The sequence below is a fragment of the Tepidimonas ignava genome (genome assembly GCF_004342625.1).
In the GTDB taxonomy this organism is placed as follows: domain Bacteria; phylum Pseudomonadota; class Gammaproteobacteria; order Burkholderiales; family Burkholderiaceae_C; genus Tepidimonas; species Tepidimonas ignava.
Genome location: NZ_SMAH01000019.1, coordinates 1 through 16,573 on the forward strand (window position 1 = coordinate 1; position 16,573 = coordinate 16,573).

At 69.5% G+C, this 16,573-nt stretch carries 16 protein-coding genes; 5 read left to right on the top strand and 11 right to left on the bottom strand.

Annotated elements, in window-relative coordinates; genetic code table 11:
• Nucleotides 1-424 (bottom strand): transposase family protein (locus tag EDC36_RS12065; RefSeq protein ID WP_481557246.1); only part of this gene is annotated, 424 nt, incomplete at its 3' end.
• A 289-nt stretch (nucleotides 425-713) separates the two neighbouring features.
• Between EDC36_RS12065 and EDC36_RS12070 the strand changes: the two genes are divergently transcribed.
• Nucleotides 714-1,361 carry a spherulation-specific family 4 protein gene (locus tag EDC36_RS12070; RefSeq protein WP_165902868.1) on the top strand — a complete coding sequence of 216 codons (648 nt, stop codon included), beginning with the start codon at nucleotides 714-716 and terminating at the stop codon, nucleotides 1,359-1,361.
• Between the two features lie 126 nt (nucleotides 1,362-1,487).
• Here EDC36_RS12070 and dnaJ read toward each other — a convergent pair whose 3' ends face one another.
• The 3 genes from dnaJ to grpE all read right to left on the bottom strand — a co-directional run bounded on the left by dnaJ (nucleotide 1,488) and on the right by grpE (nucleotide 5,280).
• A complete protein-coding gene (dnaJ, locus tag EDC36_RS12075; RefSeq protein WP_132963519.1) occupies nucleotides 1,488-2,615 on the bottom strand; it encodes a molecular chaperone DnaJ in 1,128 nt (375 codons plus the stop codon).
• Between the two features lie 90 nt (nucleotides 2,616-2,705).
• Nucleotides 2,706-4,634, bottom strand: coding sequence for a molecular chaperone DnaK (gene dnaK / locus EDC36_RS12080; protein ID WP_132963520.1), 1,929 nt, complete (start codon nucleotides 4,632-4,634; stop codon nucleotides 2,706-2,708).
• 79 nt (nucleotides 4,635-4,713) lie between these two features.
• A complete protein-coding gene (gene grpE / locus EDC36_RS12085; protein ID WP_132963521.1) occupies nucleotides 4,714-5,280 on the bottom strand; it encodes a nucleotide exchange factor GrpE in 567 nt (188 codons plus the stop codon).
• A 127-nt stretch (nucleotides 5,281-5,407) separates the two neighbouring features.
• On the opposite strand from grpE, the gene EDC36_RS12090 reads away from it, so the two are divergent.
• Nucleotides 5,408-6,268 (top strand): fumarylacetoacetate hydrolase family protein, encoded by an 861-nt coding sequence (locus EDC36_RS12090; RefSeq protein WP_132963522.1) that lies wholly within the window; start codon nucleotides 5,408-5,410, stop codon nucleotides 6,266-6,268.
• Nucleotides 6,269-6,304: 36 nt separating this feature from the next.
• Here EDC36_RS12090 and EDC36_RS12095 read toward each other — a convergent pair whose 3' ends face one another.
• Nucleotides 6,305-6,787 carry a MarR family winged helix-turn-helix transcriptional regulator gene (locus tag EDC36_RS12095; RefSeq protein WP_132963523.1) on the bottom strand — a complete coding sequence of 161 codons (483 nt, stop codon included), beginning with the start codon at nucleotides 6,785-6,787 and terminating at the stop codon, nucleotides 6,305-6,307.
• A 44-nt stretch (nucleotides 6,788-6,831) separates the two neighbouring features.
• Here EDC36_RS12095 and EDC36_RS12100 point away from each other — a divergent pair, with 44 nt between their 5' ends.
• The 3 genes from EDC36_RS12100 to EDC36_RS12110 are packed head-to-tail and all read left to right on the top strand — an operon-like array spanning nucleotide 6,832 to nucleotide 9,562.
• On the top strand, nucleotides 6,832-7,377 hold the full coding sequence (locus tag EDC36_RS12100; RefSeq protein WP_132963524.1) for a heme NO-binding domain-containing protein: 546 nt from the start codon (nucleotides 6,832-6,834) through the stop codon (nucleotides 7,375-7,377).
• The gene (locus EDC36_RS12105) at nucleotides 7,370-8,788 is read left to right on the top strand and encodes an ATP-binding protein (RefSeq protein ID WP_132963525.1); all 1,419 of its coding nucleotides are present in this window, start codon (nucleotides 7,370-7,372) and stop codon (nucleotides 8,786-8,788) included. Before EDC36_RS12100 ends, EDC36_RS12105 begins: the two co-directional genes overlap by 8 nt.
• A 21-nt stretch (nucleotides 8,789-8,809) precedes the next feature.
• Nucleotides 8,810-9,562, top strand: coding sequence for a type 1 glutamine amidotransferase (locus EDC36_RS12110; protein ID WP_132963526.1), 753 nt, complete (start codon nucleotides 8,810-8,812; stop codon nucleotides 9,560-9,562).
• Here the strand turns inward: EDC36_RS12110 and EDC36_RS12115 are convergent, their stop codons facing one another.
• The 6 genes from EDC36_RS12115 to EDC36_RS12140 are packed head-to-tail and all read right to left on the bottom strand — an operon-like array spanning nucleotide 9,563 to nucleotide 16,553.
• Nucleotides 9,563-11,257 (bottom strand): acyl-CoA dehydrogenase family protein, encoded by a 1,695-nt coding sequence (locus EDC36_RS12115; protein ID WP_132963527.1) that lies wholly within the window; start codon nucleotides 11,255-11,257, stop codon nucleotides 9,563-9,565.
• 5 nt (nucleotides 11,258-11,262) lie between these two features.
• A complete protein-coding gene (locus EDC36_RS12120) occupies nucleotides 11,263-11,688 on the bottom strand; it encodes an acyl-CoA thioesterase (protein WP_132963528.1) in 426 nt (141 codons plus the stop codon).
• Nucleotides 11,689-11,704: 16 nt separating this feature from the next.
• Nucleotides 11,705-12,493 (bottom strand): SDR family NAD(P)-dependent oxidoreductase, encoded by a 789-nt coding sequence (locus EDC36_RS12125; RefSeq protein WP_132963529.1) that lies wholly within the window; start codon nucleotides 12,491-12,493, stop codon nucleotides 11,705-11,707.
• 47 nt (nucleotides 12,494-12,540) lie between these two features.
• Nucleotides 12,541-13,812, bottom strand: coding sequence for a thiolase family protein (locus EDC36_RS12130; RefSeq protein ID WP_185971236.1), 1,272 nt, complete (start codon nucleotides 13,810-13,812; stop codon nucleotides 12,541-12,543).
• A 25-nt stretch (nucleotides 13,813-13,837) separates the two neighbouring features.
• Entirely contained in the window at nucleotides 13,838-15,736 is a 1,899-nt protein-coding gene (locus EDC36_RS12135; protein ID WP_132963530.1) for a feruloyl-CoA synthase, read from the bottom strand.
• A 28-nt stretch (nucleotides 15,737-15,764) separates the two neighbouring features.
• Nucleotides 15,765-16,553, bottom strand: coding sequence for a crotonase/enoyl-CoA hydratase family protein (locus tag EDC36_RS12140; RefSeq protein WP_132963531.1), 789 nt, complete (start codon nucleotides 16,551-16,553; stop codon nucleotides 15,765-15,767).
• Nucleotides 16,554-16,573 lie beyond the last annotated feature (20 nt).

Here is a 16,573-nt window from a genome sequence, read left to right on the forward strand (position 1 = left end):
TGGCTCGCCCAGCGGCGGCCAACCGAGTCCAGTGGCGCCAACCCTGCCCAGCTGCGGCTAAGGGCGGCGTGAAAATGAATTTTTCAGGGACGACTCCATGGCGTTTGAGCATGCGGTGCAAGGCAGCGCGTGAGACGGTCGGATGGATGAACTCGCGTACGACTGCCAGCAGGTCATCCAGCGAAAGGCCCAGGCTTTTACGCAAGACGAGCACGATGGACTCCTGGGCCGGCGTCAGCGTGGTTTGCAGTCGATGAGGGGTATGGGAGGCGTCATGAACCGATGCACGCTTCTTCCAGCGAGCGATGGTGGAGACACTCACGCCAAAGCGCTGGGCCAGAACCCTCATGGGCTCCTTGCTGACCTGGATCTCGGCGCGGATCCTGGGTGTCGTGGTGGCGTTCTTGTGCAGCCTCAGATGCATCGTTTCAGCTCCAGCATGACCTCTCGGGCCAAGAGTAAACCACGGCGTGAACCAATTAACCAATCATCCGGGACACGACACATAGCAAATCATGAAGAATTGGTACAAACAAAAGCCGGATCTGTTTTGGAAGCGGCCTTGCAGCTGCCCGCAACGGTATTTCGAAAACGCTCTGACACGTCGCCATGTCCTGGCGACAGGGTTGGGCTTGGCCGCAAGCAGTTTGGCCGGCTGTGGCGGTGGCGGCGATGATGCGGATGCGTCAGCGATCGCGCGCCCACGGTTGCTGGTGCCGGCGTATTTCCGCGAGACGGCGCTTTGGGCGGCGGTCAGTACACCGCGCGATCCGGCGCACTGGATCATCGCCAACGCCGCCAGCGGCCCGGGAAGCCGGCGCGATGAAGTACTGGCGGGTTTCATTGCGCAGGCGCGCCAGGGTGGCCATCAGGTGTTGGGTTATGTCGCCACCAACTACACCCGCGTGCCGCTGGCCACGGTGCTGGATGCGGCGGCGCGCTGGGATCAGCTCTACGGGGTAGGCCATCTGTTCGTCGATGAAGTGGCTGCGCAGGCCAGCGGCCTGGCGTATTACGCCGATTTGATCGCGGGCTGGCGGCGGTTGCAGCCGGGTGGCTTGATCGTGCTGAATTCAGGCACGACCCCGGACCCGGGCTATTTTCGGCTCGATCCGGCGTTGGAAATCGTGGTGTTCGAAGATCGCTGGACGGCGTTTGCGGCCTACCGCTTTCCGGATACGCTGAGGCCATGGCGCGCGCGCAGCCATCTGATCGTGTATTCGGCACCACAGGAGGCACTGCTTTCCGTGTACGACTTTGTGCGACGGCAGGGGCTGCACGGCTTTTTTGTCACCGACACCAGCTCGGCCGAATACCACCTGCGGCTGCCATCGTATTGGGCGCAGCAGGTGGCTCTCTGAATCGGCGATCCGTGTCCGTCAACATTGCCGAGCGCGCCCGAATCGGCTCAAGGTCGAAGTCGGGCGGTTGAGGCCATCTTGCGGGCAGTCGGCTGCGCATCGATCAGCGCCGCCACCGCCTGCCCTTCACGAGAAAAAATCGCGCGCCTTCTCGAACCAGCTCTTCTCGTGCGGGCTGTGCTTGGTGCCGCCCTTGCGGAAGGACTCGTCCAGTTCGCGCAGCAGGCGGCGCTGGTGCTCGGTCAGCTTGACCGGGGTTTCCACGACGATGTGCGCGTACAGGTCGCCGGGGTAGCTGGAGCGCACGCCCTTGATGCCGCGGCCGCGCAGGCGGAACGTCTTGCCGGTCTGCGTGCCCTCGGGGATGTCGATGACGGCCTTCTGGCCGTCCAGCGTCGGGATCTCGACCTCGCCGCCGAGTGCCGCGGTGGTGATGCTGACCGGCACCTGCACGTGCAGGTCGTCGCCGTCGCGCTCGAAGATTTCGTGGCGGCGGATGCGGATCTCGATGTAGAGGTCGCCGGGCGGGCCGCCGTTGCGGCCGGGCTCGCCGTTGCCGCTGGAGCGGATGCGCATGCCGTCGTCGATGCCGGCCGGGATCTTGATCTCCAGCGTCTTGTGGCGCTTGACGCGGCCCTCGCCGTGGCAGGTGGGGCAGGGCTCGGGGATGATCTTGCCGCTGCCGTGGCAGTGCGGGCAGGTCTGCTGCACGCTGAAGAAACCTTGCCGCATCTGCACCACGCCGTTGCCGTGGCAGGTGGGGCAGGTCTTGGCGCTGGTGCCGGGCTTGGCGCCGCTGCCGCGGCAGGTGTCGCACTCGTCCCAGCTGGGCACGCGGATCTGCGTCTCCTTGCCACGCGCGGCTTCCTCCAGCGTGATCTCCATCGCGTAGGAGAGGTCGGCGCCGCGGTACACCTGCCGGCCGCGCGCGCCGCGCGGCGCGCCGAAGATGTCGCCGAAGATGTCGCCGAACGCCTCGGAGAAGCCGGCAAAGCCGTCGCCGCCGCCGGCGCGCATGGTCGGATCGACGCCGGCGTGGCCGTAGCGGTCGTAGGCCGCGCGCTTGTCGGGGTCGGACAGGATCTCGTAGGCTTCCTTGACCTCCTTGAACTTCTCCTCCGCCGCCTTGGCGGCGTCCCCCTGGTTGCGGTCGGGGTGGTATTTCATCGCCAGCTTGCGGTAGGCCTTCTTGATGTCCTCCTCGCTGGCGTTGCGGGGCACCCCCAGGGTCTCGTAGTAGTCGCGTTTGGCCATGGCGATCCGTTGCGTGTCGTGCTGAACGAAAGCCGCGCCGGGCCCGCGGACGGCCCGGCGCGGCGTGGGGCGGCTCGGGCCGCCGTCGCGTCAGTCGCGCTTGACTTCCTTGACCTCGGCGTCGACGACGTCGTCGTCACCGGCCTTGGCGCTGCCGCCGCTGCCCGCAGCCCCGCCGCCGGCGGCCTGCGCGCCCTGCATGTCGGCGTACATCTTCTCACCCAGCTTCTGGCTGGCGCTCATCAGGGCCTCGGTCTTGGCCTCGATGGCGGCCTTGTCGTCGCCCTTGGTGGCGTCTTCCAGTTCCTTGATCGCCGCCTCGATGCGCTCGCGTTCGGCCGCCTCCAGCTTGTCGCCGTATTCCTTGAGGCTCTTGCGCACCGAGCTGACCAGGGCGTCGGCCTGGTTGCGCGCCTGCACCAGCTCGACCTTCTTCTTGTCCTCGGCGGCGTTGAGCTCGGCGTCTTTCACCATGCGCTGGATTTCCTCCTCGGTCAGACCCGAGTTGGCCTTGATGGTGATCTTGTTTTCTTTGCCGGTGCCCTTGTCGCGCGCCGACACGTGCAGGATGCCGTTGGCGTCGATGTCGAAGGTCACCTCGATCTGCGGCACGCCGCGCGGCGCGGGCGGAATGCCCTCCAGGTTGAACTCGCCCAGCAGCTTGTTGTGCGCAGCGATGTCGCGCTCGCCCTGGTAGACCTTGATCGTCACCGCCGGCTGGTTGTCCTCGGCGGTCGAGAAGATCTGCGAGTACTTGGTCGGGATCGTGGTGTTTTTCTTGATCATCTTGGTCATGACCCCGCCCATCGTCTCGATGCCCAGCGACAGCGGCGTCACGTCCAGCAGCAGCACGTCGGTGCGCTCACCCGACAGCACCGAGCCCTGGATGGCCGCGCCGATGGCCACCGCCTCGTCGGGGTTGACGTCCTTGCGCGGATCCTTGCCGAAGAACTCTTTGACCTTTTCCTGCACCTTCGGCATGCGCGTCATGCCACCCACCAGGATGACGTCGTCGATGTCGCTGACCTTGACGCCGGCGTCCTTGATGGCGATGCGGCACGGCTCGATCGTGCGCTCGATCAGGTCCTCCACCAGGCTTTCCAGCTTGGCCCGCGTCAGCTTGATGTTGAGGTGCTTCGGCCCGGTGGCGTCGGCCGTGATGTACGGCAGGTTGATTTCGGTCTGCTGGCTCGACGACAGCTCGATCTTGGCTTTTTCGGCCGCTTCCTTGAGGCGTTGCAGCGCCAGCACGTCCTTGGACAGGTCAACGCCTTGTTCTTTTTTGAACTCGGTGATGACGTAGTCGATGATGCGCTGGTCGAAGTCTTCGCCGCCCAGGAAGGTGTCGCCGTTGGTGGATAGCACTTCGAACTGCTTTTCGCCGTCGACGTCGGCGATTTCGATGATCGAGATGTCGAACGTGCCGCCGCCGAGGTCATAGACGGCGATCTTGCGGTCGCCCTTGCCCGCCTTGTCCAGCCCGAACGCCAACGCCGCCGCGGTGGGCTCGTTGATGATGCGCTTGACCTCCAGCCCGGCGATGCGGCCCGCGTCCTTGGTCGCCTGACGCTGCGCGTCGTTGAAGTAAGCCGGCACCGTGATGACGGCCTCGGTCACCGGCTCGCCCAGGTAGTCCTCGGCGGTCTTTTTCATCTTGCGCAGCACCTCGGCGCTGACCTGCGGCGGCGCCAGCTTCTGGCCGCGCACTTCGACCCAAGCGTCGCCGTTGTCGGCCTTGACGATCTTGTACGGCATCAGGCCGATGTCTTTTTGGACTTCTTTTTCTTCGAACTTGCGGCCGATCAGGCGCTTGACCGCAAACAGCGTGTTTTTGGGGTTGGTGACGGCCTGGCGCTTGGCCGGGGCGCCGACCAGGATTTCACCGTCTTCCAGGTAGGCCACGACCGACGGCGTGGTGCGCGCGCCTTCGGAGTTTTCGATGACCTTGGGCGTGTTGCCCTCCATGACGGCGACGCAGGAGTTGGTCGTGCCCAGGTCGATGCCGATGATCTTGCCCATGTTGGTGCTCCTAACAAATACGGTGTGCAACCGTGCAATCGTTGAACTGACGCTTATGTAAGGCTGGGGGCGCTGACTTTCAAGCCCCGTGGCCGTCGGTTGGGGGCGCGGCCACCGTGACCAGCGCCGGGCGCAGCACGCGCTCGTTGATCAGGTAGCCCTTTTGCAGCGTGGCCACCACGGTGTTGGCCGGTTGGTCCGACGGCACCGCGCTGATGGCTTGGTGCTGGTGCGGGTCGAAGCGCTCGCCCGCAGCCGGCGCGATCGGGGTGACCTTGTGGCGCTGCAGCGCGGCCAGCAGTTGGCGCAGTGTGGCTTCGGCGCCTTCGCGGATTTGCTGCAGCGTGGCCTCCTGCACGCTCAGCCCCGCCTCCAGGCTGTCCACCACGGGCAGCAGGCTTTCGGCAAAGGCCTCGACGGCGAACTTGCGCACCTTGGCGATTTCTTCCTCGGCGCGGCGCCGGGTGTTGTCGGCGTCGGCCAGCGCGCGCAGCAGTTGTTCGTTGAGCTCGGCGTTGCGCTGGCGCAGCGTTTGCAGCTCCGCTTGCAGGTCGACCGCCGGGCTTTCGGTCGCGGCTTCGGCGCCGCTGTCGGCGGCCGCGGTGGGGGCTTCGGTTTCGGCGCGCGGGGTGGTGTGGTCGTTCATGGTGTCGTGTTTCGATGGGGGTGATCAGACCAACAAGGTGTCACGTACAAGTCAGCCAACTGGGGGCGCCTGGGCCCGCTTTCAAGGGGCGTGCCACAATCGCGCTGACCGACCAGGAGACGTGGCGATGAAACTCTTTCGTTATGGCCCGCCCGGCGACGAACGCCCCGGTGTGCTCGACGCCCATGGCGTGCGGCGCGACCTCAGCGGCGTGCTGGGCGACATCACCCCCCACACGCTGGGGCCGGATGCGCTGGCCCGGCTGGCGCGGCTGGACACGCAGCGCTTGCCCGAAGTCGACCCGGCCGTGCGGTTGGGGCCGCCCGTGGGGCAAATCGGCAACGTGCTGGCCATCGGCCTCAATTATGCCGACCACGCCGCCGAAGCAGGGCTGCCCTTGCCGCGCCAGCCGATCGTGTTCAGCAAACACACCGCGGCCATCGCCGGCCCGCACGACGAGGTGTGGGCGCCGCCCGGGGCGGCCAAGCTGGACTGGGAGGTGGAGCTCGCCGTCGTCATCGGCCGCAGCGCCTGGCACGTGCCCGAGGCCGAGGCGCTGAGCTACGTGGCGGGGTATTGCCTGGCCAACGACGTGTCAGAGCGTGCCCATCAACTCGAAATGGACGGTCAGTGGATCAAAGGCAAGAGCTACCCGACCCACTGTCCGCTGGGACCGTGGCTGGTCACCGCCGACGAGGTGCCCGACCCGCAGGCGGTGGACCTGTGGCTGGACGTCAACGGCCAGCCGCGCCAGCGCGGCAGCACGCGCACGATGGTGTTTGGGGTTGCGTACTTGGTCAGTTACCTGAGCCGCTTCATGCGCCTGCTGCCCGGTGACGTCATCCTGACCGGCACCCCCCCAGGGGTGGGCATGGGCCACAAGCCGCCGCTGTTTCTGCGGCCGGGTGATGTCGTCGCGCTGGGCGGCGGCGTGCTGGGGGAGCAGCGCCAGCGCGTGGTGGCAGCGCCGGTGGGCGCGGCGCCCTGAGCGCCGTTGGGCGCGCATCGGCGGCCCCAGGGCGTGTTACGCCGCTGCCGGGCCTTGGTACACCTTGCGCAGCAGCGCGATCAGGGTGGCTTGCTCGGCGGCGTTCAGGTGGGTGACGTCCGAACACTCCACCGCCGCCACCGCCTGCTGTGCCTGCGCCTGCAAGCGTGCCCCCGCATCGGTGACGTACAGCCCCTGGGCGCGGCGGTCGCCAGGGTGGGCGCGTTTTTCGATCAGGCCCCGCTGTTCGAGCCGGCGCAGCAGCCCCACCAGGTTGGGCGGCAGAATGTCCAGCGCCGCGCACACCTGACGCGACGTGACGCCCGGGTTGTGCGCGATCACCGTCAACACCGAAAACTCCACCACCCGCAGGCCGTACGGCTGCAGCCGCTGCAGCACGTGGCCGATGATGGCCAGGGCGGCGCGGCGGGCGTTGTAGCCGATAAGCGACTCCAAAAAACCCGTGTCGACGGGGGCGGCCTGCAGGGGCGTTTCGGTGGGGGCGTTCACGGTGCGCATTTTCCGCCATACTTGACCCCTGGTCGCGCAGCGGGAGCACGCAAATGAAAGGTGTGGTCTTTTCCGAGTTCATCGAGATGGTGGAGGAGCGTTTCTCGCCCGCCATCGCCGACCGCATGATCGAGCTGGCGCACGTGCCCTCCGGCGGGGCGTACACGGCCGTCGGTACGTACAGCCACGAGGAGATGCTGGCGCTGGTGGGCACGCTGTCGACGCTGACCGGCGTGCCGGTGCCGGAGCTGGTGCGGGCCTACGGGCACCACCTGTTTCAGCGTTTCACCGCGCTGTACCCCAGCTTTTTCGAGGGCGTGACGTCGGCGTTCGAATTCCTGGCGCGCATCGAAAACCACGTGCACTTGGAGGTGCGCAAGCTCTACCCCGATGCCGAGTTGCCACGCTTCGACACCCCGCAGCGCGACGAGCGCCACATGGTGATGTTGTACGAGTCGCGCCGGCCGTTCGCGACGTTGGCCTTGGGGTTGATTGAGGGCTGTTTGCAGCATTGGGGTGAACAGGCCGACGTCACGATGACCGACCTGTCCGAGCCGGGGATCACGCGTGTGCGCTTCGACATCACCCGACGTGCCTGACTTGGCTGCGGCGCTGGCATTGGCCGAGCGGCGGCTGACGCGCGAGCGGCAGGCACGCAAGCAGGCCGAAGCGCTGCTCGAAGCCAAGAGCCGCGACCTGTACCTGGCCAACCAACAGCTGCGCGCCCTGGCGCAAGACCTGGAGCGCCAGGTGGCGCAGCGCACCGAGGACTTGGCCCGCGCGCGCGACGAGGCGGTGGCCGCCAGCCGTGCCAAGACCGACTTTTTGGCCGTGATGAGCCACGAGATCCGCACCCCGCTCAACGGCGTGTTGGGCATGCTGGAGCTGTTGCAGGGCACTGCGCTGGACGACGAGCAGCGCCACTTGGTGGCGACCGCGCGGCACTCGGCGCAGTTGCTGCTGGCGTTGTTGAACGATATTTTGGATTTTTCCAAGATCGAAGCGGGCCGTCTGGTGCTGGAGTCGGTCCCGTTCCAGCCGGCGGCGTTGGTGCGCGCCACCGTCGATGGTCTGCGCGGCCAAGCCCACGCCAAGGGGTTGGCGCTGACCTGCCACGCGGCCGACGACCTGCCACCGTGGGTGCGAGGCGATCCGACGCGGCTGCAGCAGGTGCTGGTCAACCTGGTGGGCAACGCCATCAAATTCACCGAACAGGGCTGGGTGGCGGTCCGGGCCGAGTGGCGCGACGCGCACCTAGTGGTGGCGGTGCAAGACACCGGCATCGGGATCGAGCCCGCGCGGGTGGCGGCGCTGTTCGAGCCGTTCGTGCAAACGGACGCCTCCCACACACGGCGCTTCGGCGGCACGGGGCTGGGGTTGGCCATTTGCCACCGTCTGATCCAAGCCATGGGCGGCACGATCGACGTTGTCAGCGCGCCGGGGCAGGGCTCGACGTTCACGTTCCGGGTGCCTTTGCCCGTGGTGGTGCAAGCCCCCGCGTCCCAGCCGGCTGGCGGGGCAACCACGCAATGGCGGCGTGGCGCCCGTGCGTTGGTGGTCGAAGACAACGCCATCAACCAGCAGGTGGTGTGTCGGCTGTTGCAGCGCCAAGGGGTCGAGACGGTGGTGGCGGGCGACGGTGCGCAGGCGCTGGCGCTGCTGCGTGAGGAGCCCTTCGACCTCGTGCTGATGGATTGCCAGTTGCCGGGCATGGATGGCTGGGAGACGACCCGCCGGGCGCGCGCGCAGGGTTTTCGCGGTCCGGTGGTGGCGCTGACCGCCAACGCGACGGAAGACGACCGGCGCTTGTGCCTGGCCGCCGGCATGGATGACTTTTTGGCCAAGCCCTTCACTGTGGCGGGGCTGCAGGCGGTGCTGGCACGCTGGGTGCCGGCGGACCCGCCAGCCTCCGCCGCGCCGATGGCCGGCGGTGCGGCGGCCATGGACGGCCACGGGGTGTCGATTGGCACCCAGGGGGGCGTTGGCAGTGGTCCCGCGGGCGGCGCGTGACGCCTTAGCATCGGCGCCATCATGGCGACCCTGACCCCCCCTGCGGCCGGCGAAACGGCCGACGTGCTGGTGCTGCAACACACGCTCGAAGACACGCCCGGCTACCTGGCCACGTGGCTGGATGCCGTCGGCGCACGCTGGGATGTGTTTTGCGCCGAGGCGGGCGAGGCGTACCCGGCGTCGGTGGCCGGGTACCGGGCGCTGGCGGTGTTGGGGGGCGAGTGGAGCGCCAACGACGACCGTCCCTCGCTGCGCCACGCCGAAGCGCTGATGCGCGAAGCCGACGCGCTGGGCATCCCGGTGATCGGCCACTGCCTGGGCGGGCAGCTGTTGGCGCGCGCCCTCGGTGGGCAGGTGGCACGCCTGCCGCAGCCGGAGGTGGGCTGGCTGCCGATCGAGCACGACGGCAGCGCCAGCGCGCGCGCGTGGCTGGGCGACGACCGCCGGCCGGTGGTGTACCAATGGCACTACGACGGGGTGGTGGCGCTGCCGGCGGGCGCGGTGGTGCTGGCGTCCTCGCCGGCCTGCGCGGTGCAGGCCTATGCGCTGGGGCCGCATCTGGGCATGCAGTTCCACGTCGAGATCACGCCGCTGAAGATCGAAACCTGGCTGGCCGATCCGGGCGCGGTGTACCCCGGCGCGATTGACCGCTGCCCCGACACGGTGCAACCCCCCGAGGTGATGCAGGCCGCCACCCAGCGACACCAAGCCGCCAGCTACCGCTTGGCCGACCGCATCTACGCGCAGTGGCGGCAGCGCTGGCGCGCGCGGTGATCAGGCCTGTGCCAGCGCCTGCTCGACCAGGCCGCAGTGCCAGCCCTGTCGCGGCCACACCCAGCGGTCGAACGCCGCGCCGGCCCCAGCGTCCCAAGTGGCGTCGGTGGCGCCCAACCGAGCCCGCGCCCACCCCATCAGCGTGATGGCGACGGCGCGCAAAAAGTCGCTGGCCACAGGGTGCAGCGCTTGACGCTGCGCGTCGCTGGCCGCGGCCAGCCGGTCCAGCAGCGCCAGCATCCGCTGCACGCCGGCGTGCCAAGTGGGTGTGGCCGGGGCGCCGGGATCGTCGCGCAACCCTTCGAGCGTCGCGCGCAGCGCCGCCCCCCGGTCTGGCAGGGTTTTGCGCAGCAGCAGGTCGTGCGCCTGGATTTCGTTGGTGCCCTCGTAGATCATCGTCACCCGCACGTCGCGCACGATTTGCTCGATGCCCCACTCGCGCACGTAGCCGTGGCCGCCGAACACCTGCAGGCAGTCGCTGGCGCCGAGGAAAGCCTGCTCGGTCCAGGCGGCCTTGAGCACCGGCGTGGCCAGCGCGCACCAGGTGTGGGCGGCGCGGCGCACGTCGGCGTTCGGGTGGTGGTGGGCCACGTCGAGCTGCAGCGCGGTGTGGTAGGCCAGCACGCGCCCGGTGTCGATCCAGGCGCGCTGGGTGTCCAGCAGTCGCTGCACCGCCGGGTGCTCGATGATCGGGTCGGCCGGCTGCGTCGGGTCGCGCCGCTGCGGCGCTCGCATCTGCCGGCGCTCCAGCGCGTAAGCGTGCGCCTTTTGCCACGCGGCGTCCAGCAGGCCGATGCCCTGCAGCGCCACGTGCAGCCGCGCCGCGTTCATCATCACGAACATCGCGGCCAGTCCCTGGTGCGGCTGGCCGACGAGCCAGCCGGTGGCGCCGTCGAAGCGCAGCACGCACGTGGGGCTGCCGTGCAGGCCCATCTTGTCTTCGACGCGCTCGCACGCGATGGCGTTGCGCTGCCCGTCGGGCAGCCACTTGGGGGCCAGCAGCAGCGTCAGGCCTTTGGCGCCAGCCGGCGCGTCGGGCAGGCGCGCCAGCACCAGGTGCACGATGTTGTCGGTCAGGTCGTGCTCGCCGCCCGAGATGAAGATCTTGGTGCCTTCAATGCGGTAGCTGCCGTCGGCGCACGGGGTGGCGCGGGTGCGCAGCAAGCCCAGGTCGCTGCCGGCCTGCGGCTCGGTCAGGGCCATCGTCGCCAGCCACTCGCCGCTGACCAAAGGCGGCAGGTAGCGGGCCTGCAGCTCGTCGCTGGCGTGGTGCCGCAGGCACTCCACCGCGCCGTGCAGCAGCCCGGGCGCCATCGTCCAGGCATGGTTGGCGGCGCTGAGCCATTCGTACAGCACAAACGCCAACGCCACCGGCAGCCCTTGGCCCCCCAGCGCCGTCGGGGCGGACAGGGCAGGCCAGCCGCCGTGCCAGAAGGCTTGGTACGCCTCGCGAAAGCCGGGCGGCATCGTCACCGCGCCGTCGTGCCAACGGGCGCCCACCTCGTCGCCCACGCGGTTGAGCGGCGCCACCACCTCGTGCACGAAGGTGGCGGCTTCGCGCAGCACCTGGCGCACGAGGTCGGGGTCGGCGTGCTCGGCCAAGGCCGGCAGTTGGCGCCAGACCGCGGTGGCGTCGAGCACGCGCAACAGGTGGTGCGCGGCGGCGTCCGGGTCGGGGCGGTAGGGTTGGCTCATGGGGGTCAGCCTCCGCACAGGGCGCGGATGTCCGCGGGGATCGGGATGGCTTTGATGCGCCCCGGGTCGTCCGGGTGACGTATGCAAAAGGCGCGCGTTTCGCGCCCCTCGCACAGCAGCTCGTCACCGCGGCGCACCTGATGGTGCTGGATGAAGACCTTGTCGCGCCACTCCTGCACGCGCGTGTGCACCTGCAGCCGCTCGCCGTAGGTGGCGGGGCGGTAAAAGTGCGTGTGGATTTCCAACAAGGGCGTGCCGATGATGCCGGTGGTTTTGACGAGTTCGCGCCACGGCGGCACACCGCACTGCACGAAGAAGTGCAGCGAGGCGGCGTCCATCCACTTGCAAAAGTTGGGAAAAAAGACGATGCCGGCGGGGTCGCAGTCGCCAAACAGGACGTCGACCTCCCACACGGTGGTTTTGCTGCTCATGCCGGGCTCCAGGGGGTCAACGCGGCGGCAGGCGCAGCGCGCCGTCCAGCCGGATCACCTCGCCGTTGAGGTGGCCGTTGGTGACGATGTGGCAGGCCAGCTCGGCAAACTCTTCGGGTTTGCCCAGCCGGGCCGGGAAGGGGATGCTGGCCGCCAGCGACTGCTGCACCGCCTCGGGCAGGGTGCGCATCAGCGGCGTGTTGAACAGGCCCGGCGCGATCGTGCACACGCGGATGCCGTGCTGCGCCAGGTCGCGCGCCATCGGCAGCGTCATGCCCACCACGCCGCCTTTGGAGGCGCTGTAGGCCTGCTGGCCCACCTGACCGTCGAACGCCGCCACCGAGGCGGTCAGCACCATCACGCCGCGCTCGCCGTCGGCGAGCGCGGGCAGCTTGGCGCACGCCGCGGCGAACAGGCGCGCCGCGTTGTAGCTGCCGATCAGGTTGACGCGCACGACGCGCTCGAAATCCTCCAGCGGCGCGGGCTGGCCGTCTTTGCCAATGATGCGGCGCGCCGTGCCGATGCCGGCCACGTGCATCAGGATGCGCGCCGGCCCCAGCGCAGCGGCGGCCTGCTCGAAGGCGGCTTGCAGCCCGGCTGGGTCGGCCACGTCGGCGGCCAGGGCCAGCGCGGTGCCCGCGCCGTGGGCATGGTTGAGCTCGTCGGCCACACGCTGCGCGGCCGCGGCCGACAGGTCGATGACGGCCACGCGCACGCCACGTTCGGCCAGCAGGCGGGCGGTGGCTTCGCCCAGACCGGAGCCGGCGCCGGTGACCAACGCGGTGTGTCCTTGCAGGGGTTGCATGAGGGGACTCCTGAAGAGGGGTTGCGGATGGAAGGCGGGGGCAATGGTCAGGCGTCGGGGTTTTCGAGCAGCAGCGCGATGCCCTGCCCACCCCCGATGCAGGCCGAGGCCACGCCGTAGCGACCGCCGCAGGCGCGCAGGGCGCGTGCGCAGGTCAGCGTTAGCCGCACGCCGGTGGCCGCCAGCGGGTGGCCCAGCGCGATGGCGCCGCCGTGCACGTTGAGCCGCTCGAGATCCAAACCCAGCTCGCGCGCCACCGCCAGCACCTGCGCGCCCTGGGCCTCGTTGACCTCGAAGCGCGCGATGGCGTCCAGCGCCAGCCCGGTGCGTTGCAACAGCAGCCGGATCGCCGGCGCGGGGCCGATGCCCATGATCTCCGGTGGCACCCCCACCACCGCTGCGGCCACCACGCGCGCCAGCGGCGTGCGTCCGGTGCGCGCGCGCCAGCCGCGGGTGTAGGCGTCGCTGGCCACCACGGCCGCGGCGGCGGCATCGACCAGCGCGCTGCTGTTGCCGGCGGTTTGCACGCCACCCGGGTGCACCGGGCGCAGCCGGGCCAGCGCTTCCACGGGGGAGGGGCGGGGGTGGGTGTCGACGTCCAGGCGCTCCACTTTGGGCGGCAGTTGCAGCCGGCGCGCTGCGTAGCCGTCGCGCTCGAAGGTGGTGGTGCGGATCGGCTCGATCTCGCCCGCGAAGTAGCCCGCGGCTTGCGCCGCCAGCGCCCGCTCGAACGAGCGGGCCGCGTAGGCGTCCACCTCGGCGCGCGTGATGCCGTAGCGGCGCGCCAGGTTTTCGGCGGTGCCGATCATGTCCACGCCGGCGGCCGGGTCCTTGAGCGCTTCCCACATGAAGTCCTCGAACTTGACCGGGGCGCCGAGCTTGAAGCCGGTGCGGTGCTCGAACGCCGCAATGGGGTTGCGCGTCATGCTCTCGGTGCCCGTCACCAGCGCCAGGTCCACGCCGTCGCGCAGGTGCAGGCCGGCCTGGCGGAACAGCTCGAAGCCGGTGCCGCAGATGCGCTGCACCATCAGCGCCGGCACGTCAAGGGGCACGCCGGCGTACAGCCCGATGTGGCGCGGCAGCATGTACTGGAAGCTGTCGCCCGGGGCCATGTTGCCGGCCAGCACCGTGCCCACGTCGGCGGCGTCCACCCCGGCGCGCGCCAGCGCCGCGCGGGCTGCGTGGATGCCAAGGTCGGTGGGGGAGACGCCGCCCAGCGCACCGCAGTAGTCCACCATCGGGGTGCGGGCGCCGTCCAGGATCCAGCAGCCGTCCATCGCGTTGAACAGGCCGCGCGGGTTGCGCAGGGGGTCGGTCATGGTCGTGGGGTTCCTTGGGGGTGGGTCAGATCGAAGGCTTGACGATGTGGTGCAGTGCGTCGGCGTAGAGCTTGTCCACCGTGTCGGCGCGGTGGGCCAACACGGCGCGCTGGTTGATCGAGCCTTTGTCGGTGATTTCGCCACGGTCCAGGCTGGGCGGGTCGGCCAGCAGGATCAGCCGTGCGACGCGGTTGGCGCTGCCGGTGGCCTGACGCGCCAGATCGTCCACCACGCGCTGGAAGTGCGCCAGCACCGCGGGGTGCTCCAGCACCTCGTGCAGCGAGGCTTCGGGCGGCAGCGGGGCCAGCTCGCGCACGCGCGCGGTCGGGAACACCAGGGCGCCGACGTCGTGCCGGTTCAGGCCGGTGATGACCACGTCCTGCACGTAGGGCGCGCCCGCCGCGATGATGCGCGCGCGCAGCGGGCCGACGCTGACGAACGTGCCGGTGGCGAGCTTGAAATCCTCGGCGATGCGGCCGTCGAAGCGCAGCCCGCGGTGCACGTCGGTCTCGTCGATCCACGCCACCGCGTCGCCGGAGCGGAAAAAACCCTCCTCGTCGAAAGCGGCGGCGGTCTCGTCGGGGTTGCGCCAGTAGCCCGGGGTGACGTTGGGGCCGCGGTAGCGCACTTCGGTCTTGCCGTCCACGTCCACCAGCTTGACCTCCAGCCCCGGCGTGGGCAAGCCCAGGTCGCCGGCGCGCACCTCGGGGCTGGTGACGAACAGCGCAAACGGGCTGGTTTCGGTCATGCCCAGGCCCGAGGTCATCGGGATGCGCACGCCCAGCTCGCGCACCTCGCTGGCGTACAGGCTGTCCCACACCGGTTGCGCCAGCGCCGCCCCGGCGTAAAACAACATGCGCACGCGCGACAGCAGGTTGCGCCGCAGCACCGCATCGGTTTGCATCGCGTTGGCGATGGCCTCAAACCCCACCGGCACGTTGAAGTACACGGTGGGCGCGATCTCGCGCAGGTTGCGCAGCGTCTCGTGGATCAGCGCCGGCGTGGGCTTGCCGTCGTCGATGTACAGCGTGCCGCCGTGGTACAGCACCATGCCGAAGTTGTGGTTGCCGCCGAACGTGTGGTTCCACGGCAGCCAGTCCACCAGCACCAGGTCTTCCTCGGCCAGCACCGGCATCGACTGCGCCATCTGCTGTTGGTTGGCGCACCACATGCGCTGGGTGTTGATGACGGCCTTGGGCGCTTTGGTCGAGCCGCTGGTGAAGAGGAACTTGACGATCGTGTCGGGCCCGGTGGCGGCGATGGCAGCGTCCACCGCCGCGCTGGCCGGCGTGGCCGCCAGTTCCGCCCACGGGGTGCTGGGGCGGCCGGGCAGTTGCCCCTCGGCCAGCACCACCTCGACCTCGGGTGGCACCACGGCTTCGATGGCGCGGGCGTAACGGGCGTCTTGCGCAAACACCAACCCCGGCGTGACCGTGGCCCACACGTGGCGCAGCTTGGCGTGGTCCTGGCTGACCAGCGAGTACGCCGGCGACACCGGCACCCACGGCACGCCGGCCATCATGCAGCCCAGCGCCAGCAACGCGTGCTCCAGGCTGTTTTCGCTCAGGATCAGCACCGGCCGCTCGGGGCTGAGCGCGCGCTGCAGCAGCGCCTGCGCGACGCCGCGGGCGGTGTGCCACGCTTGCGCGAACGTGATGTGCTCCCACTCGCCCAGCACGACGCTGCCGTCCGCCTGGGGCACGCGGCGGCGGCGCGCCAGCAGCGTGCGCTCGGGCCGCGTTTGGGCCCAGTGGCGCAAGCGGTCGGTCAGCCGCTCGGGGTAGGGCAGCAAGGGCTGCTCGGCGCGCAGGTAGTGCACGCCGGGGGCGCCGTCGCGCACCTGCACACGGGTCACACCAAAGCGCAGCGGCCGAAACGGCGCCTGCGCCACGTCCAACGTCGTGGGCGTTTCGGGGGCGTTCATCGGGGTGTCTCCTCTGCGTAGGGGGCCGTCAGGCGTCTTGGCGCACCTTGGCGGCTTTGCCTTCCAGGAACGCGCGCAGGCGGGCCTTGGCCTCCGGGGCGGCCTGCGCCACGGCGGCCATCAGCGCCTCGGTGAACAGGCCGTGGTCGCTGGCCTGCTCGGCGATGCGCGGCAACGCATGCATCAGCGCGTAGTTGGTCAGCGGCGCGTTGTCGGCGATGCGCCGCGCCAGCGCCAGCGCCTTGTCCAGCGCCTGCCCGGCGCCGACGCGGTACTGCACCAGGCCGATGCGCTCCGCCTCCTCGGCGCCGACCACGCGGCCGGTCAGCATCATGTCCATCATGCGTGCCACCCCGATCAGCTTGGGGATGCGCACCGAACCGCTGCCGCCGACAAAAATGCCCCGCGTGCCCTCGGGCAGCGCGAAGTAGGCCGTGTCGTCGGCCACGCGGATGTGGCAGGCGCTGGCCAGCTCCAACCCGCCGCCCACCACCGCGCCGTGCAGCGCCGCCACCACCGGCACGCGGCCTTTTTCCACCGCCTCCAGCGCGGTGTGCCACATGCGCGAGTGCAGCACGCCCTCGGCCGCGTCGCGCTCGCGCAGTTCGCCCAGGTCCAACCCGGCGCAGAAGTGCTCGCCTTCGCCGCAGACCACGGCGGCGCGGGCGGTGTCGGGCAGTGTTTCGAAGGTGTGGCGCAGCGCCAGGATCAGACCATCCGACAGCGCGTTGCGCTTGGCCGGGCGCCGCAAGCGCACCACGGCCACCGGGCCGTCGAGGGTGCATTGGATCGCGTCGAGGTCGGGTTGGGGTTGCATGGCGATGATTACAAAAAATA